The 15,152-nt window shown below is 65.1% G+C and carries 17 protein-coding genes and 3 tRNA genes; 12 read left to right on the top strand and 8 right to left on the bottom strand.

Annotation, left to right across the window (positions count from 1 at the left end; genetic code table 11):
- The first annotated feature begins 58 nt into the window (after positions 1-58).
- Positions 59-135 (top strand) — tRNA-Arg (locus AC1RL8_RS16420).
- 186 nt (positions 136-321) lie between these two features.
- Here AC1RL8_RS16420 and AC1RL8_RS16415 read toward each other — a convergent pair.
- The gene (locus AC1RL8_RS16415) at positions 322-747 is read right to left on the bottom strand and encodes an HU family DNA-binding protein (RefSeq protein WP_062476298.1); all 426 of its coding nucleotides are present in this window, start codon (positions 745-747) and stop codon (positions 322-324) included.
- Between the two features lie 216 nt (positions 748-963).
- Here AC1RL8_RS16415 and AC1RL8_RS16410 point away from each other — a divergent pair.
- Positions 964-1,040, top strand: a tRNA-Arg gene (locus AC1RL8_RS16410).
- Positions 1,041-1,109: 69 nt separating this feature from the next.
- Here AC1RL8_RS16410 and AC1RL8_RS16405 read toward each other — a convergent pair.
- Positions 1,110-1,670 carry a thermonuclease family protein gene (locus AC1RL8_RS16405; protein WP_492684793.1) on the bottom strand — a complete coding sequence of 187 codons (561 nt, stop codon included), beginning with the start codon at positions 1,668-1,670 and terminating at the stop codon, positions 1,110-1,112.
- A gap of 98 nt (positions 1,671-1,768) precedes the next feature.
- On the opposite strand from AC1RL8_RS16405, the gene greB reads away from it, so the two are divergent.
- Positions 1,769-2,350: a transcription elongation factor GreB gene (gene greB, locus AC1RL8_RS16400; RefSeq protein WP_492684792.1), complete on the top strand. Its 582-nt coding sequence runs from the start codon at positions 1,769-1,771 to the stop codon at positions 2,348-2,350.
- A 9-nt stretch (positions 2,351-2,359) separates the two neighbouring features.
- Here greB and AC1RL8_RS16395 read toward each other — a convergent pair whose 3' ends face one another.
- The 4 genes from AC1RL8_RS16395 to AC1RL8_RS16380 all read right to left on the bottom strand — a co-directional run bounded on the left by AC1RL8_RS16395 (position 2,360) and on the right by AC1RL8_RS16380 (position 6,493).
- Complete coding sequence (locus AC1RL8_RS16395; protein WP_095746649.1) at positions 2,360-4,603, bottom strand: RelA/SpoT family protein; 2,244 nt, start codon at positions 4,601-4,603, stop codon at positions 2,360-2,362.
- 96 nt (positions 4,604-4,699) lie between these two features.
- The gene (gene rpoZ, locus AC1RL8_RS16390) at positions 4,700-4,903 is read right to left on the bottom strand and encodes a DNA-directed RNA polymerase subunit omega (protein ID WP_013543330.1); all 204 of its coding nucleotides are present in this window, start codon (positions 4,901-4,903) and stop codon (positions 4,700-4,702) included.
- A gap of 31 nt (positions 4,904-4,934) precedes the next feature.
- A complete protein-coding gene (gmk, locus tag AC1RL8_RS16385) occupies positions 4,935-5,555 on the bottom strand; it encodes a guanylate kinase (RefSeq protein ID WP_062476362.1) in 621 nt (206 codons plus the stop codon).
- Between the two features lie 14 nt (positions 5,556-5,569).
- Positions 5,570-6,493 carry a YicC/YloC family endoribonuclease gene (locus AC1RL8_RS16380; protein WP_492684791.1) on the bottom strand — a complete coding sequence of 308 codons (924 nt, stop codon included), beginning with the start codon at positions 6,491-6,493 and terminating at the stop codon, positions 5,570-5,572.
- Between the two features lie 91 nt (positions 6,494-6,584).
- Here AC1RL8_RS16380 and AC1RL8_RS16375 point away from each other — a divergent pair, with 91 nt between their 5' ends.
- The 6 genes from AC1RL8_RS16375 to AC1RL8_RS16350 all read left to right on the top strand — a co-directional run bounded on the left by AC1RL8_RS16375 (position 6,585) and on the right by AC1RL8_RS16350 (position 11,342).
- On the top strand, positions 6,585-7,592 hold the full coding sequence (locus AC1RL8_RS16375) for a serine/threonine protein kinase (RefSeq protein WP_056573330.1): 1,008 nt from the start codon (positions 6,585-6,587) through the stop codon (positions 7,590-7,592).
- A gap of 5 nt (positions 7,593-7,597) precedes the next feature.
- Positions 7,598-8,506: a PP2C family protein-serine/threonine phosphatase gene (locus AC1RL8_RS16370; RefSeq protein WP_062476311.1), complete on the top strand. Its 909-nt coding sequence runs from the start codon at positions 7,598-7,600 to the stop codon at positions 8,504-8,506.
- 55 nt (positions 8,507-8,561) lie between these two features.
- The gene (gene rph, locus AC1RL8_RS16365; RefSeq protein WP_062476315.1) at positions 8,562-9,293 is read left to right on the top strand and encodes a ribonuclease PH; all 732 of its coding nucleotides are present in this window, start codon (positions 8,562-8,564) and stop codon (positions 9,291-9,293) included.
- Between the two features lie 66 nt (positions 9,294-9,359).
- Positions 9,360-9,959: a non-canonical purine NTP pyrophosphatase gene (locus AC1RL8_RS16360; protein WP_153282271.1), complete on the top strand. Its 600-nt coding sequence runs from the start codon at positions 9,360-9,362 to the stop codon at positions 9,957-9,959.
- A gap of 3 nt (positions 9,960-9,962) precedes the next feature.
- Positions 9,963-11,225 (top strand): radical SAM family heme chaperone HemW, encoded by a 1,263-nt coding sequence (gene hemW / locus AC1RL8_RS16355; protein ID WP_062476321.1) that lies wholly within the window; start codon positions 9,963-9,965, stop codon positions 11,223-11,225.
- Positions 11,226-11,257: 32 nt separating this feature from the next.
- Positions 11,258-11,342 (top strand) — tRNA-Ser (locus AC1RL8_RS16350).
- 187 nt (positions 11,343-11,529) lie between these two features.
- On the opposite strand, the gene AC1RL8_RS16345 is transcribed toward AC1RL8_RS16350, so the two are convergent.
- The gene (locus AC1RL8_RS16345; RefSeq protein WP_492684790.1) at positions 11,530-11,868 is read right to left on the bottom strand and encodes a hypothetical protein; all 339 of its coding nucleotides are present in this window, start codon (positions 11,866-11,868) and stop codon (positions 11,530-11,532) included.
- Here AC1RL8_RS16345 and AC1RL8_RS16340 point away from each other — a divergent pair.
- Positions 11,867-12,268, top strand: coding sequence for a type I restriction endonuclease subunit M (locus tag AC1RL8_RS16340; RefSeq protein WP_492684789.1), 402 nt, complete (start codon positions 11,867-11,869; stop codon positions 12,266-12,268). The genes AC1RL8_RS16345 and AC1RL8_RS16340 overlap by 2 nt on opposite strands.
- On the opposite strand, the gene AC1RL8_RS16335 is transcribed toward AC1RL8_RS16340, so the two are convergent.
- The gene (locus AC1RL8_RS16335; protein ID WP_493196565.1) at positions 12,265-12,528 is read right to left on the bottom strand and encodes a helix-turn-helix domain-containing protein; all 264 of its coding nucleotides are present in this window, start codon (positions 12,526-12,528) and stop codon (positions 12,265-12,267) included. The genes AC1RL8_RS16340 and AC1RL8_RS16335 overlap by 4 nt on opposite strands.
- 120 nt (positions 12,529-12,648) lie before the next feature.
- Between AC1RL8_RS16335 and AC1RL8_RS16330 the strand changes: the two genes are divergently transcribed.
- Complete coding sequence (locus AC1RL8_RS16330; protein WP_492684787.1) at positions 12,649-14,091, top strand: hypothetical protein; 1,443 nt, start codon at positions 12,649-12,651, stop codon at positions 14,089-14,091.
- 144 nt (positions 14,092-14,235) lie between these two features.
- A complete protein-coding gene (locus AC1RL8_RS16325) occupies positions 14,236-15,114 on the top strand; it encodes a hypothetical protein (RefSeq protein ID WP_492684786.1) in 879 nt (292 codons plus the stop codon).
- Positions 15,115-15,152 lie beyond the last annotated feature (38 nt).

Here is a 15,152-nt window from a genome sequence, read left to right as displayed (position 1 = left end):
AGCTTTTTTGAAGGCCTCGCCGGAACAGCGCTTTCGGCGGGGTAGAATTCAAGGCTGCGCGGCTGTAGCTCAGTTGGATAGAGTACTTGGCTACGAACCAAGGGGTCGTGGGTTCAATTCCTGCCAGCCGCACCATCTCTCGAATAGCCTGGAAGAGTTTCTCTTCCAGGCTATTTTCGTTTGGGGCCCCTCGCACAGAGGGTTTCGCTGCCCGCATTCGCTGCGCGGCAGGCGCCCACAAAAAAGCCGCCCGAGGGCGGCTTTTTGACGTCGATACGGACAACTGCCAGGCCGGGCCTGTGCAGCGTCGCACCATGCGTCTTACTTCTTCTTGGCGACGGCCTTCTTGGCGGGAGCCTTGGCGACGACTGCCTTCGTGACAGCAGCTTTGGTGACGGCTGCTTTCTTCGGAGCGGCGGCCTTCTTGGCAGCGGGTGCAGCAGCGGCCTTTTCAGCCTTGCGCTTGGCGGCCTTGGGGTCGATGGCGGCCTTGAAGGCAGCGCCGGCGACGAACTTCGGCACCTTGGTGGCGGCGATCTTGATCTTGGTACCGGCCTGGGGGTTGAAGCCCGAGCGTGCGGCGCGTGCGACTTGCTTGAAAGTACCGAAGCCGACCAGCTGGACCGAATCGCCCTTCTTCACGGCAGCGACGACGCTGCTGGTGATCGTTTCGAGGACGCGTGCGGCCTCGGCCTTGCTCAGGTTGTGGGTGGTGGCGATCTTCTCGACCAGTTCGATGCGGTTCATTCAGTATTCCTTGGATGGTATGGCGCCGTGTTGCCTACGGCGGCCCAGGCTTATTCCGGGCGGGGCGGAGTGTACCGGGTCGGAAGGGCCTCTTTGGAACGGCATGGGTCGGATGCGTTGCAACAAGCCCCATTGCGGGTGGCCGTCGTCCGTATTTTCAGCTTTCGATCACAAAGGTTGGGGCGGGCGAAAAAACACGCTATAATCGAAAGCTGTGCGGCTGTAGCTCAGTTGGATAGAGTACTTGGCTACGAACCAAGGGGTCGTGGGTTCAATTCCTGCCAGCCGCACCACTCTTCAAGGGTTAGCTCGTTTTTCGAGCTAACCCTTTTTCTTTGGCCGGTCATTGCACCGTGCCCGCATCAGGGACGCGGCGGTCGTGCGTCCTTCCAGAGGCCGGCCCGCTTGGCCTTCGCTTCTTCCTCCGCAAATTCGTACTGCCCGCGCTCCTGGGGCGACAGGCGCTGCGCCTGCGCGGGCTGCCAGCGTGCCAATCCGACGGTCAGCAGTGCCAAGCCTGCGTCGAGCGTCCTCGGGCCATTGGGGGCTGAATCCGGCGTCACCGTCACGCGGCAGACGCGTTCGCGAGCGTGGGATGTGGGATCGTCGCAGTCGACGTCTGCCGGCTTCAGGCGAACCATGTCGTGCATCTTCTGCCGAGCTTGCTCTGCGAAGGGCTGCCCGGACTTTGGCGCCTCGATGCCCTGCAGGCGCACGCGACGCCACGCATTGGCACTGGCCGCGTCGCCGCATCGGGCGGTCAAGGTATCGCCGCTGTGGATGCTCACGACGAAGCAGGTCTGAGTCCTGGCGTGGGTGCTGAAGGGAAGGGCGAACAGCACGCCAGCAAGGGCCGCGAGAACGCCAAAATGAAGCTTTGCCGAGGTGCTGCAGCGGCGAGAGAAGTGTCTGGTGGCGATCACGGGGGCTCCTGTCTCTTGGGCATTGCGGTTGCGGCAAACTCACCGGCTTGGACGGCGCGGCAAGGGCGCCCAGTATTTCCGATTTGAAGGGCTCTGCATTGAACAAGGCATTCACCAAGGAGTCGGACGCCGATGCGGACGACGACGATGACGGCGCAGGCGGCGCCGCACCCGCGCTGCCGGCGGGCAGCAAGAACTACATCACGCCCGAGGGCTACGCGCGCCTGCGCGACGAACTGCTGCAGCTGATGGACGAGGAGCGCCCCAAGGTCGTCGAGGCCGTGCACTGGGCCGCGAAGAACGGCGACCGCTCCGAGAACGGCGACTACCTCTACGGCAAGAAGCGCCTGCGCGAGATCGACCGGCGCATCCGTTTCCTCGGCAAGCGGCTCGAGATCGCGGAGATCACCGACCCGTCGATGCATCATGGCCGCGACCAGGTCTTCTTCGGTGCCACGGTTCGCTATGCCGACGAGACCGGCGAGGAGCGCAGCGTCACCATCCTCGGCATCGACGAGGCCGAGAGCGCCAAGTCGGAGGTCAGCTGGATTTCTCCCATCGCACGGGCGCTGCTCAAGGCGCGCGAAGGCGACGTGGTGAAGCTTGTGACGCCCGGCGGGGCGCACGAGGTGGAGATCCTGTCGGTGAGCTATCCGGCGCCGCGCACGCCGACGAACTGACGAAGAAGGTCAGGGCGCAGGAATCGTTCGCGCCGCGGTCAGCACCGACGCGGTCCGGCGCGCGGCGCGCAGCACGGCATCGAGGTGCGTGCGGTCGCGCACCGCGATCACGAAGCGCAGGTCGGTCGAGTCCTGCGGGGTCTCGTCGGCCATCTCCACGTGCGTGATGTCGGCTTCGGCATCGGCCAGGGTGGCCGCCACGCGGGCCAGCACGCCCTTGTCGTTGCGCACGGTGATGACCACGCCGGTCTCGAAGGCGCGTGTGGGCTCGTCGGCCCATTCGACCGCGAAGAAGCGTTCGCTGTCCTTGTTGCGCAGGCGCTGGCCCACGCCGCAGTCGTCGGTGTGCACCACCAGCCCCTCGCCGTGCCCGAGGTACCCGACGATCTGGTCACCGGGAATGGGGCGGCAGCACTGCGCGAAGCGCACGGAAGAGTTCTCGCTGCCGTCGAGCGTCACCGCGCCTTGCGACACGGCCTCGTGCGAGGTGAAGCGCTCGCGGCTCAGGAGGAGGGCGTCGGGGCGCTCGCCGATCTCGGCCAGCAGCGCCATGAGCCGCTTGGCGACGATGCTCGCGATCCGCTTGCCCAGGCCGATGTCGGTCAGCAGCTCGGCGCGAGTGCGGTTGCCGGTGAAGCGCAGCAGCTTCTCCCACAGCGCCTGGTGTTCGTCGTCTTCCTCGGGCAGCTTGCCCAGGCCTTCGGCGCGCAGTGCCTGCGCCAGCAGCTTCTCGCCCAGGCCTTCGGACTCGGCATGCGCCAGCGTCTTCAGGTAGTGGCGAATCTTGGAGCGTGCCCGGCCGGTGCGCACGAAGCCCAGCCACGCGGGGTTGGGCGTGGACACGGGCGCGGTGATCACCTCGACCACGTCGCCGTTCTTCAGCTCGGTGCGCAGCGGCACCTGGTCGCCGTTGATGCGCGCGGCCGAGGTGTGGTCGCCGATGTTGCTGTGAATGGCGTACGCGAAGTCGACCACCGTGGCGCCACGCGGCAGCGCCATGATCTGGCTCTTGGGCGTGAAGACGTAGACGGCGTCGGGGAACAGGTCGACCTTGACGTGGTCCCAGAACTCGGCGGCGTCGCGCGTCTCGTCCTGGATGTCGAGCAGCGACTGCAGCCACTTGGTGCCCAGCCGGTCGTTGCTCGCGGCATTGGGCTCGGCAGCCTTGTAGAGCCAGTGCGCGGCGACGCCCGATTCGGCCACGACGTGCATGGCCTCGGTGCGCAGCTGGAACTCCACGCTCACGCCGGCCGGGCCCACCAGCGTGGTGTGCAGCGACTGGTAGCCATTGAGCTTGGCGATCGCGATGTGGTCCTTGAACTTGCCCGGCAGCGGCTTGTACATCTGGTGCAGGATGCCCAGGCCGGTGTAGCAGGCGATCACGTTCGGCACGATGAGCCGGAAGCCGTAGATGTCGGTGACCTGCGCGAAGCTCAGGTGTTTTTCCTCCATCTTGCGGTAGATGGAATAGAGCGTTTTCTCGCGGCCCGCGATGCGCAGCGTCATGCCGGCGGCGGAGAAGGCCGTCTCGACCTCTTTCTGCACCTTCTGGATCAGGTCGCGTCGTCGTCCGCGCGCCTTGGCGACAGCCTTGGCCAGCGTGGCGTAGCGCCAGGGCTTGAGGTGGCGGAACGACAGGTCCTGCAGTTCGCGGTAGGTCTGGTTCAGGCCCAGCCGGTGCGCGATGGGCGCGTAGATCTCGAGCGTTTCACGCGAGATGCGGGCCCACTTTTCGCGCGGCGCATCGGCCAGCGTGCGCATGTTGTGCGTGCGGTCGGCCAGCTTGACCAGGATGACGCGCACATCGCGCGCCATGGCCAGCAGCATCTTGCGGAAGGACTCGGCCTGGTTTTCTTCGCGCGTGTTGAACTGCAGCTTGTCCAGCTTGGTGAGCCCGTCGACCAGCTCGGCAACCGGGGCGCCGAAGCGCTCGATGAGTTCCGGCTTGGTGACCCCGCAGTCTTCGATGGCGTCGTGCAGCAGCGCGGCCATGAGCGCCTGCGCGTCGAGCTTCCACTCGGCGCACTGCGCGGCCACGGCGATGGGGTGGGTGATGTACGGCTCGCCGCTGTTGCGCAACTGCCCGAGGTGGGCCTCGTCGGCGAAGCGGTAGGCCCGGCGAACCAGCTCGGTGTCTTCGGGGCTGAGGTAGTCGAGGCGGGCCGTCAGCGCGGCAAAACTCGCGGCGGCCGCGTTCAGCGCCGCCGGACTCGGTTTCGGCGTGGGGGACGGAGGTTTGGCGACCGCGCTCATGGCTACCACTTTAGCGTGACCGCTCTGTGGACGCGTCCAGACGTAAAAAAAGCACCGCAATGCGGTGCCTTTTCGTTGCAGGGCTGCGTCAGAAGATCAGCCCGGCACTTTCTTGAGCATCTCGATGCCAATCTTGCCTTCGGCGATTTCGCGCAGGGCCGTGACGGCGGGCTTGTTCTTGCTCTCGATCTTGGGTGCGTGGCCTTGGCTCAGCATGCGCGCACGGTACGTGGCGGCGAGAACGAGCTGGAAACGGTTCGGGATCTGAACGAGACAATCTTCGACGGTGATGCGGGCCATGATGAATTCTTTCGGTCGGTGAGCGGGGATTTCAAGGGATGTTCAGTGCGGCGAACGTATCGGCACGTGCTCTGCGCTGTGCGGAATACCGGAGCCTCTGCGCGTGGACGATCGCCTTGAGATCGAAAAGTGCGCGCTCAAATAACTCGTTGATTATAACGAAATCGAATTTTCCGGCCTGGGCCATCTCTTCGGCCGCGTTCTTCAGGCGCAGTTCGATCACCGCCGCGCTGTCTTCGCCGCGCCGCTCCAGGCGGGAGCGCAGCTCTTCCCAGCTGGGCGGGAGGATGAAGATCATGACCGCGTTGGCAAAGGTCTTGCGGATCTGCAGAGCGCCCTGGAAGTCGATTTCGAGGATCACGTCGGTGCCCAGGGCCACCCGCTCCTCGACCGCCTTCTTCGACGTGCCGTAGCGATGGCCGTGCACATGGGCCCATTCGACGAAGCCGTCGGCCGCGATGAGGGCGTCGAACTCGCTCGGGGAGGCGAAAAAGTACTCCCGGCCGTGCTTTTCCTGCCCGCGCGGGGGGCGCGTGGTGTGGGAGACCGAGGGCTGAACGGCCGAGTCGAGCTCCATGAGCGCCTTGACCAGGCTCGATTTGCCGGCGCCGCTGGGCGCGGCGACCACGAAGATATTGCCGGGGTAGTCCATGGGTGGGCTCGTCGTCATTCGATGTTCTGCACCTGCTCGCGCATCTGTTCGATGAGGACCTTCATGTCCACGCCGATGCGCGTGAGTTCCAAGGCTGCCGACTTGGAGCCCAGGGTGTTGGCTTCGCGGTGCAGTTCCTGGATCAGGAAATCCAGCCGCTTGCCGATCTCGCCGCCCTTCTTGAGCAGCCGCTCGATCTCGTCGAGGTGCGAATTCAGCCGCGTGAGCTCTTCCGCCACGTCGATGCGGATCGCGAAGGCGGTGGCTTCGGTCAGGGCGCGGTCCTGGGCGGCTTCGGGCAGCGTGCCGCCCGTGCCGGCGGTCAGGCCCATGGCCTCCTGCCAGCGTTCCAGGAAGCGGGTGCGCTGCTGTTCGACCAGCTGCGGCACCAGCGGGCCAGCCTGCAGCACCAGTGTGCGCAGCTGCGCCAGGTGCGCTTCGAGCATCTTGGCCAGCCGGGCGCCTTCGCGCTGGCGGGCGGAGATCAGGGCCTCCAGGGCCTTGCCTGCCACGTCGAGCAGGTCGGGGCCCCAGTCGCCGCGGGTGGCGCCGTCGCCGCCGGCCAGGCGCAGCACGTCGGCCACGCTGAGCTCGCGGGCGCCGGGCAGCCAGGCGCGGATGCCGTCCTGCACGCCGTTCAGGCGCTGAAGCAGCTTGACGGAGGGCTCGACCACGCCCGCCTGGGACGTGTTCTCGATGGCCGCGCGCACCTCGACCTTGCCGCGCTTGAGCTTGCCCGTGAGCAGCTCGCGCAGCGCGGTCTCATGCTGGCGCAGCTCCTCGGGGAGCTTGAAGGTGAGGTCGAGAAAGCGGCTGTTGACCGAGCGGATTTCGACCCCGAGCCGGCCCGCGGCGGAGGGCCGTGCATCGGCTTCGGAGTGGCTGCCTGCGGGGCCGTTCTGGCCGCTGGCATAGCCGGTCATGCTGTAAACTGGCATTGCGCCTCACTGTGGTTTTGCTTGCAAGCACCGAGGCGTCGGTACAGCGTTCGCTTGCCGCACCATCGCCTTCGGGCGAAACTCCCGGATTATGTCAAAGGTCAAGCCTACGCCCCTGTTGCCCGATACGGTCATTGGCGGATATCGCGTTGTTCGCCGGCTTTCCGCGGGCGGTTTCGGCGTGGTCTACCTCGCCATCGACCCGAATGGCCAGCAGGTGGCCGTCAAGGAATACCTGCCTTCGTCGCTCGCCACGCGGGGCCCCGGCGAGCTGGCGCCGCAGGTGCCGCCCGAGAAGCTGTCGCTGTACCGACTGGGGCTCAAGAGCTTCTTCGAAGAAGGCCGCTCGCTCGCGCAGATTTCGCATGCCTCTGTGGTCAGCGTGCTCAATTTCTTCCGCGAAAACGAGACCGTCTACATGGTCATGAACTACCTGGAGGGCGCGACCCTGCAGGATTTTGTGGTCACGGCGCGCGACCTGAAGCGGCAGAAGGTGTTCCGCGAATCGACCATCCGTTCGCTGTTCGACGAAATCCTGCGCGGCCTGCGCATCGTCCACCAGTACAAGATGCTGCACCTGGACATCAAGCCCGCCAACATCTTCGTCACCGACGACGACCGCGCCGTGCTGATCGACTTCGGCGCCGCGCGCGAAGTGCTCAGCAAGGAGGGCATCTTCATCCGCCCCATGTACACGCCCGGCTTCGCCGCGCCCGAGATGTACCGGCGCGATTCGTCGATGGGCCCCTGGACCGACATCTACGCCATCGGCGCCTGCATCTACGCCTGCATGCAGGGCTATCCGCCCAACGACGCACCCCGGCGCATCGAGAAAGACCGCCTGAGCCTGTCGCTCTCGCGCCTGCGCGGCGTGTACTCCGACAACCTCATCGAGGTGGTCGAGTGGTGCATGTCGCTCGACCCGCTTTCGCGCCCGCAGTCGGTGTTCGCGTTGCAAAAGGAACTCAGCCGCGAAGGCGAGCGCCGCTACACCAAGCTCACGGTCGGCGAAAAGGTGCGCCTGTCGATCGACAACATCCGCTCCTTCGACAAGAAGAGCCTGCCGCGCGCCGCCGCGCCCACCACCCGACCGGCCTGATCGACATGAAGTTCTCCGTGTTCCAGGTCAGCCGCAAGGGCGGCCGTCTCAAGAACGAAGACCGCATGGGTTACTGCTACACGCGGGAGTCGGGTCTGTTCGTGCTCGCCGACGGCATGGGCGGCCACCCCGAAGGCGAAGTGGCGGCCCAGCTGGCACTGCAGACCATCGCCGCGCTGTACCAGCGCGAGGCCCGCCCCACCGTGAAGGACGTGAAAGCCTTCCTGGCCGAGTCGGCCATGTCGGCGCACCAGCAGATCATGCGGTACGCGAGCCACAAGGCGATGCTCGACACGCCCCGCACCACCGTCGTCGCGGCCGTGCTGCAGAACGCCACCGCCACCTGGCTGCACTGCGGCGACTCGCGCCTGTACGTCGTGCGCGACGGCCGCCTGCTGACCCGCACGCGCGACCACTCGCATGCCGAGCGCCCCAAGCCCCACGGTGCCACCGACGCGCCCGTCAACCGCAACCTGCTGCTGACCTGCCTCGGCTCGCCCACCACGCCGCTGTTCGACGTGTCGGCGCCGCTGCCGCTGCAGCGCGGCGACCGCCTTATGCTGTGCTCCGACGGCGTCTGGGGCGTGCTCGACGACGCCGTCATCGTGCACACCCTCTCGTCCGGCAAGCCCGTGTCCGACGCCGCGCCCGACCTCGCCGAGATGGCGCTGCGCAAGGGCGGTGCCCACAGCGACAACGTGACGCTGATCGCGCTCGAGTGGGAAATGCCCGAGACGCCCGGCGACGACCGCGGCGTGTCCACCGAAACCATCGACGACGGCGTGTTCGCCTCGACCATCCAGGCCGGCATGCCGTCCGACAGCGAGATCGACGACCTCGACGAAGACGCCATCGAGCGCTCCATCGCCGAGATCAACGAAGCCATCCGCCGCTCAGCCGCCCGCAAGACCTGATCTCTCGATCGGGTCTCGCGGTTTTTCTTTTTCTTTTTCGGTTTCCTCCAGACACATGACTGCTTTCACACGAAGCGGCGGCCGCGCCGCCGACCAGCTGCGCCCCGTGCGCATCACCCGCGGCTTCACCATCCACGCCGAAGGCTCCGTGCTCATCGAGTTCGGCCAGACCCGCGTGCTGTGCACCGCCTCGGTCGAAGAAAAAGTGCCGCCGCACAAGAAGGGCAGCGGCGAAGGCTGGGTCACGGCCGAATACGGCATGCTGCCGCGTGCCACCCACACCCGCAGCAGCCGCGAAGCCGCCAAGGGCAAGCAGACCGGCCGAACGCAGGAAATCCAGCGCCTCATCGGCCGCTCGATGCGCGCCGTGTTCGACCTTGCCGCTCTGGGTGAACGCACCATCCACCTCGACTGCGACGTGCTGCAGGCCGACGGCGGCACGCGCACCGCGGCCATCACCGGCGCCTTCGTGGCCGCACAGGACGCCGTCGACAAGCTGCTGGCCTCCGGCGCGCTCAAGACCTCGCCCATCAAGGGCCACGTGGCTGCCATCTCGGTGGGCATCGTCGACGGCACGCCGCTGCTCGACCTCGAGTACACCGAAGACTCGGCCTGCGACACCGACATGAACGTCGTCATGACCGGCGCCGGCCACTTCGTCGAAGTGCAGGGCACGGCCGAAGGCGTGGCCTTCACGCGCGAAGAAATGAACCTCCTGCTCGGCCTGGCCGAGAAGGGCATCGGCGAACTCGTGAGCCTGCAGCAGCAGGCCCTGCTTTCGAACTGAACGACGACCCCAACCCACAGCCACTGGCGCCCATTCGCTGGGCATCACAGCCATCTTTGACTTTCCATGAAACTGGTTCTGGCTTCCAACAACGCGGGCAAGCTCGCCGAACTCCAACAGCTGTTTGCCGAGCTGTCCGTCACCCTGGTGCCGCAGTCGGCACTCGGCGTGGGCGAGGCTGAAGAACCCTTCCGCACCTTCGTCGAGAACGCGCTCACCAAGGCGCGCCACGCCAGCGCCGCCACCGGCCTGCCGGCCATCGCCGACGACGCCGGCCTGTGCGTCGACGCCTTCGGCGGCCTGCCGGGGGTCGACACCGCCTACTACGCCACGCAGTTCGGCTACGCCAAGGGCGACGCCAACAACGTGAAGGCGCTGCTCGAACAGCTCGACGGCGTGGTCAACCGCCGCGCCGCGCTCGTCAGCACGCTGGTCGCGCTGCGCCGCCACGACGATCCCGAGCCGCTCATTGCCGTTGGCCGCGTGGTCGGCGAGATCGCGCCCGCACCCATCGGCGACAACGGCTTCGGCTTCGACCCCGTCATGTACCTGCCGACCTTCGGCAAGACCTTCGCCCAGCTGCCGCCCGACGTGAAGAACGCCCACAGCCACCGCGGCCGCGCTGCGCAGGCCATGCTCGCCCTGATGCGCGAGCGCTGGTTCTGACCCATGGCCACCGTCTTCCCGATCCAGCCCGCCCAAGCCGGCGGCGCCCCCCAGGCCAATGACGTGCTGCACTGGATGCGCCCCGGCCCGCTGCAACTCGCCGCACTGCCGCCGCTGTCGCTGTACATCCACCTGCCGTGGTGCTTGCGCAAGTGCCCCTACTGCGACTTCAACTCGCACGAGTGGCGCGCCACCAGCGAGGCCGACATCGACGGCCTTCCCGAAGCCGCCTACATCGACGCGCTGATCGCCGACCTCGACGCCGCGCTGCCGCTGATCTGGGGCCGCACCGTCCACACCATCTTCATCGGCGGCGGCACGCCCAGCCTGTTCTCGCCGCAAGCCATCGACCGGCTGCTGGGCGACGTGCGCGCGCGCCTCAAGCTCGCGCCCGAGTGCGAGATCACGCTCGAAGCCAACCCTGGCACCTTCGAACGCAACCGCTTCCGTGCTTACCGCGCGGCCGGCGTCACGCGCCTGTCGGTGGGCGTGCAGAGCTTCAACGACGAGCACCTGACGGCGCTGGGCCGCGTGCACGATCGTGCCCAGGCCATCGCCGCGGTGGAAGAGGCCGCAAGCGCCTTCGACACCTTCAACCTCGATTTGATGTACGCCCTGCCGGGCCAGACCATGGAAGGCCTCGACGCCGACCTGACCCAGGCCTTGGCTCTGGCGCCGCCGCACATCTCGATCTACCACCTCACCATCGAGCCCAACACCTGGTTCGCCAAGTTCCCGCCCACGCTGCCCGAGGACGACATCGCCTACGCCATGCTCGACCGCATCACCGAGCGCACGGGCGCGAGCGGCATGTCGCGCTACGAGGTCTCGGCCTATGCGCGCGACGGGCACCAGTGCGCGCACAACCTCAACTACTGGCAGTTCGGCGACTACCTCGGCATTGGCGCCGGCGCGCACAGCAAGCTGAGCTTTGCGCACCGCATCGTGCGGCAGGTGCGCTATCGCGAACCGCGCCTGTACATGGAGAACGCGCGCGCCGGCATGGCCGTGTCGCAGAGCGACGAAGTGGCGCTGGCCGACCTGCCTTTCGAGTTCATGCTCAACGCGCTGCGGCTGAAGCAGGGCTTCACGCTGCCCCAGTTCAGCGAGCGCACGGGCCTGGCGATGACGTCGATCCAGCGCGGCCTGGAAGAGGCCGAACGCAAGGGGCTCGTCGCGCGCGACCTGTTCCGCGTGTGGCCCACCGAGCGCGGACTCGACTTCCTGAGCGATCTGCAGACCCTGTTCCTGCCCGATGACGAGTAAGGCTGCGCCGTCGGCATAAAATCAACGGTTCCGGAGAGTTGGGTGAGTGGTTTAAACCAGCAGTCTTGAAAACTGCCGACGTGAAAGCGTCCGTGAGTTCGAATCTCACACTCTCCGCCGCTGCCCCATTATTCATGCGGGTTTGCGGGCAAAGTGGGTAGCTTACCCCCTTTTATACCCCCGTTTATTTTTGCACTCCAGTGGATGGCTTTGCACTCCGTTGTGCGCTGTATGGCCGAACACTGCAGCGGGCCATGCGTGCGTGCTGCCGCCCTGCGCATGAGGCTTTAGGGCGCTTGGGCTCTCATTGCCGGTGCAGCCGGCCAAAAAGCGGGCAACCACGGTTTGAAAGGCGCTTTTGACCTCCTTTTGACCCCTCGAATCGTCCTGGGGAGGGGGCCCAAAGTCTCAAAAATGACACATTTTGTCGCAAATATGCTAAAATATACCCACGGGTAGAAACCTGCCGGCGCAAGCCAGGCAAGACCTTGCCCGTATGCAGGCGCACCGCCGCCTGTAGCCCCTGATGGCCGCCAAGCCAGCGCTTTTTGACGCTGGTTTTGGCGGCCGTTTTCGTTTCCATCCCCCGCGCTTTTTTCGACTGCTGCGCCTTGCCCCTTGGGGCCAGGTGCGGCTGCCGCATGAGCGTTTCTTTTCTATGGAGATTTCAAGTGAAAGACTTTCTAAGCGCCTTCCTCACGCCAGATGCCTCATTGCGCTTCGCACCGGGCCGTGTTGTTGCAACACCGGGCGCCTTGGCGCTCATACACGCCACCAACAGCAATCCCTTCGCGCTACTCGCCAAGCATGTGACCGGAGACTGGGGCGAGATCGACCCCGAAGATGTGCAGACGAATGAAGATGCGGTCGAGCATGGCCGGCGTGTGCTGTCGGTCTATCGGCTGCCGCTGCAAGTAGCGGGCGAAAAGGGGGCGGTACCGACGCAACCATCACAGGACATCGATGAGCACGACAACCGAATCTGGCTGATCACCGAAGCCGATCGGAGCGTGACGACTTTGCTGCTTCCAGAGGAGTACTAGCTCGATTTGCGAGCGCGCTTGATCACTCTCTTGGGCAGTGCCTCTACCAATTGCGCAACCGAGACATCGAGTCCGCCGGCCAGGCGCCAGATGTTGAACAGCGACAAGTTGCGCTCCCCACGCTCGACCGAGCCAACGTAGTTCGGGTGCAGCCCGGCCAACTCCGCGAGTTGCTCGATGGTGATGAGACGGTCATGTCGCATCGCACGCAAGTGCTCCCCGAAAGCTTGCTGCAGGTGCTCCAGCTCCTTGCTGGACACAGGGTCCAGCGGCTGGGGCTTGTTTGCAATGACTCGGGGCATACGCCCAAGTCTTCAGGCTCCAACACTAAGAGTACACAAACTATCCGTTTTGTTGAGAGACGGATTCTGGCAAACTAAATGAAAACCAAACGTAAAGTGTGTCTTTCCTTTTCAACCTCCTTTCCCTATGGGGCTTCTATGCTGACAACAAGTGAGCGATCGAAATATCGGGCTATCAACGAGGCGCGGGTGCGGCGCAAAAGCCGCGCTCTTGTGATGGTGCTGACCGCTTCGATCTCGGCATTGCTCGTAGGCTGTGCCCCGGAGGCTCCACCCTGCAACGACACCGAGGTCACGAGTTCGCTGCTCGAGATGCTTCACCAAGCCCACGATGACCGTCTCAAGGACCTTCAGATCAAAAGCAAGGACCTCGCGACCATCAGCCTCGATGCGCCCGAAGTCACCGCCTACGACGACAAGCTCAAGACCCGCAGCTGTAAGGTCACCTATCGGGTGCAGGCGCCGCAGGATCGAGTCCCAAGCATGTTCAAGTACATGAACGCGATCCAGAGTCCGATGGTCAACATGATGGGCAGCTTGGGCGCGCTCTCTGCTGCGTTCGGTGGGCCTGATCCTCGCAAGGAGTTGGTCCAGCAGCAAACGGACGTCGCAGTGTTTCAGCAGTGGAACCAAGGGCCGCTGACAAGCGACCCGGTGCGCAAGTCCGTCGCGTACCGTATCCAGAAGGAGGAGGGCGGTCAGAATTTTGTCGTCCGCACCAACGTTGATGTGACCGGCTCCCTCCAGTACCTTCGCATCGCTGCGCTGACCGACGTTCAGCTCAAGCGCCAAGCCGAACAGGACAAGGTGCAGTTGGCCAAGCAGGCCGAAATCGATCGACTCTCGGCCAGCGGAAGCTGGCGCAAGGCGGTGGTGATTCTGGACTTTTCGACAGGCCACAACGACCCTTACTACTGCAGCAAGAACAAGCTCTATTGCATGCGGGCGCGCGACGTGCAGGACGCCAATACCATTGTTCACTATGAGCTCGACGCACAGAAGGTGGACGAGCGCGGCGCTGAGGCCCTACTGGCCTCTCAGCGCAGTGGCCAGGCAGTGTGCTTGGTGGGCGTGCAGAAGACGCAGAACCCGCTGATCTTTAGCGTCAAGGGCTACTCGACGTTCCGCAACCAGAAGGGCGAGGCTGTCGATTGTCTGCCAGGTGCAGAGAAGGAGAATTGGGCCGCGCTGGTATCGCAGACGAAGAAGGAGGAGGCGGCTGCGGCCGCAGGCACGGGCGCCGTGCCGGTAGCGGCACCGCAGCCGCAGGCCCCAGCCCCAAGTTCCGGTCCAGAGAGCCTCATGTCGCTCATCACCAAGTACGAGGCTTGCGGCGAGGAGGCCGTGTGCCTGCACACCGGCAAGGGCAACGTCGTCTGGATGCAGGCCAGCATGATGCGCCGTATGGACTACGCGTTGCTTGATAAGGCGATCAGCAGCAAGACGCCGGTGTGCCTGCGCGACGTGACGCGCACTGACGCCAAGAACTTCGTGGCCGATGGCCTGGACAGCGCGTGCTGAGGCCAGTGCCGTAGCGACCCCGCGTCGCTGATACAGCCCTTTGCGAAGGCGCCGTGCTTGCCGAGAGGCTGGTGCGGCGCTTTTGCTTTTCCGTCTCCATTTCACTGCCACCGCCCTGTGCGAGTGGCATCGAAGGTAATTTCCGTGAATATTCTTCACACTCCCGCCGACAGCGGGCCGAGCGGTGCTGTCCGCTTGATCGGCATCGGTGCTTCGGGCCGGCGCTTGGTTCAACGCTTTCACAGTCACATCAATACACCACTGCACACGCCGTTGGCAGATCTGCTGGACCAAAAGCCGAGTTACATCGAGATCGATGCAGGCGAAGCGGTTCATGTGGTCGAGCAAGTCGACCTCGAGAACGCGTGCATCCTCTGCTTGGCCTTTGGCTTTGACATGACATCCGCTGAAATCGAAGCAGCCATGCTCTTGGTCTGGCGCATGTGGGGAAGGGACGCCCATGCCATCGGCATCGTGCTCGGTGCGAATAATCACCCCTTGCCGCACGACGGCTCGATGCTCGGCATCCTCTGCGATTCGATCGACGCGCGCATCGATGTCGCAGGGCCAACAGATGCCGCTGAGCTCACGCCCTTGCAATGGTTCTACGTGGGGCTACAGCGCTCGGTGTTGGAGGGGCTCTCGATTCTGGGGCCGGCCTGGGATCACTCGGATGTCGTCGAAACCTTGGACTTCGGCCAGGTGCAGTTCGAGCTCTTCACGCAGCCACTGGACGAACCCGCACAGTTGGACGCAGCGATGGTGGCTGTCTTGGAGGACCTGAGCGACCGGGGAATCTGGCTTGAGCAGGCACTGGGCGCGGTCTTGGTGCTGTGGGCCCCCTCCGAATACCAACTCACGGTGCGCACGGTACGCGGCCTGGGGCGAACTTTGGGCGAGGCGCTGGGGGAGGGGGCGCTGCACCTCACCATCCGGCTGCGCAGTCGACCTGCAGTGGGTGACCAAACCGCGTATCTGACGCTAGTGGTGAGCCTGCCGCGAGCAACGGCGGCCCATCGGTAGGCCGCTGCGAAAGATGTCCATGGCATTTGCCATGGCGC

The sequence above is a fragment of the Variovorax sp. GW822-FHT04E09 genome (genome assembly GCF_058800845.1).
The sequence above is the reverse complement of the archived record's forward strand: the minus strand, read 5'-3'. Positions and strand labels throughout refer to the sequence as shown.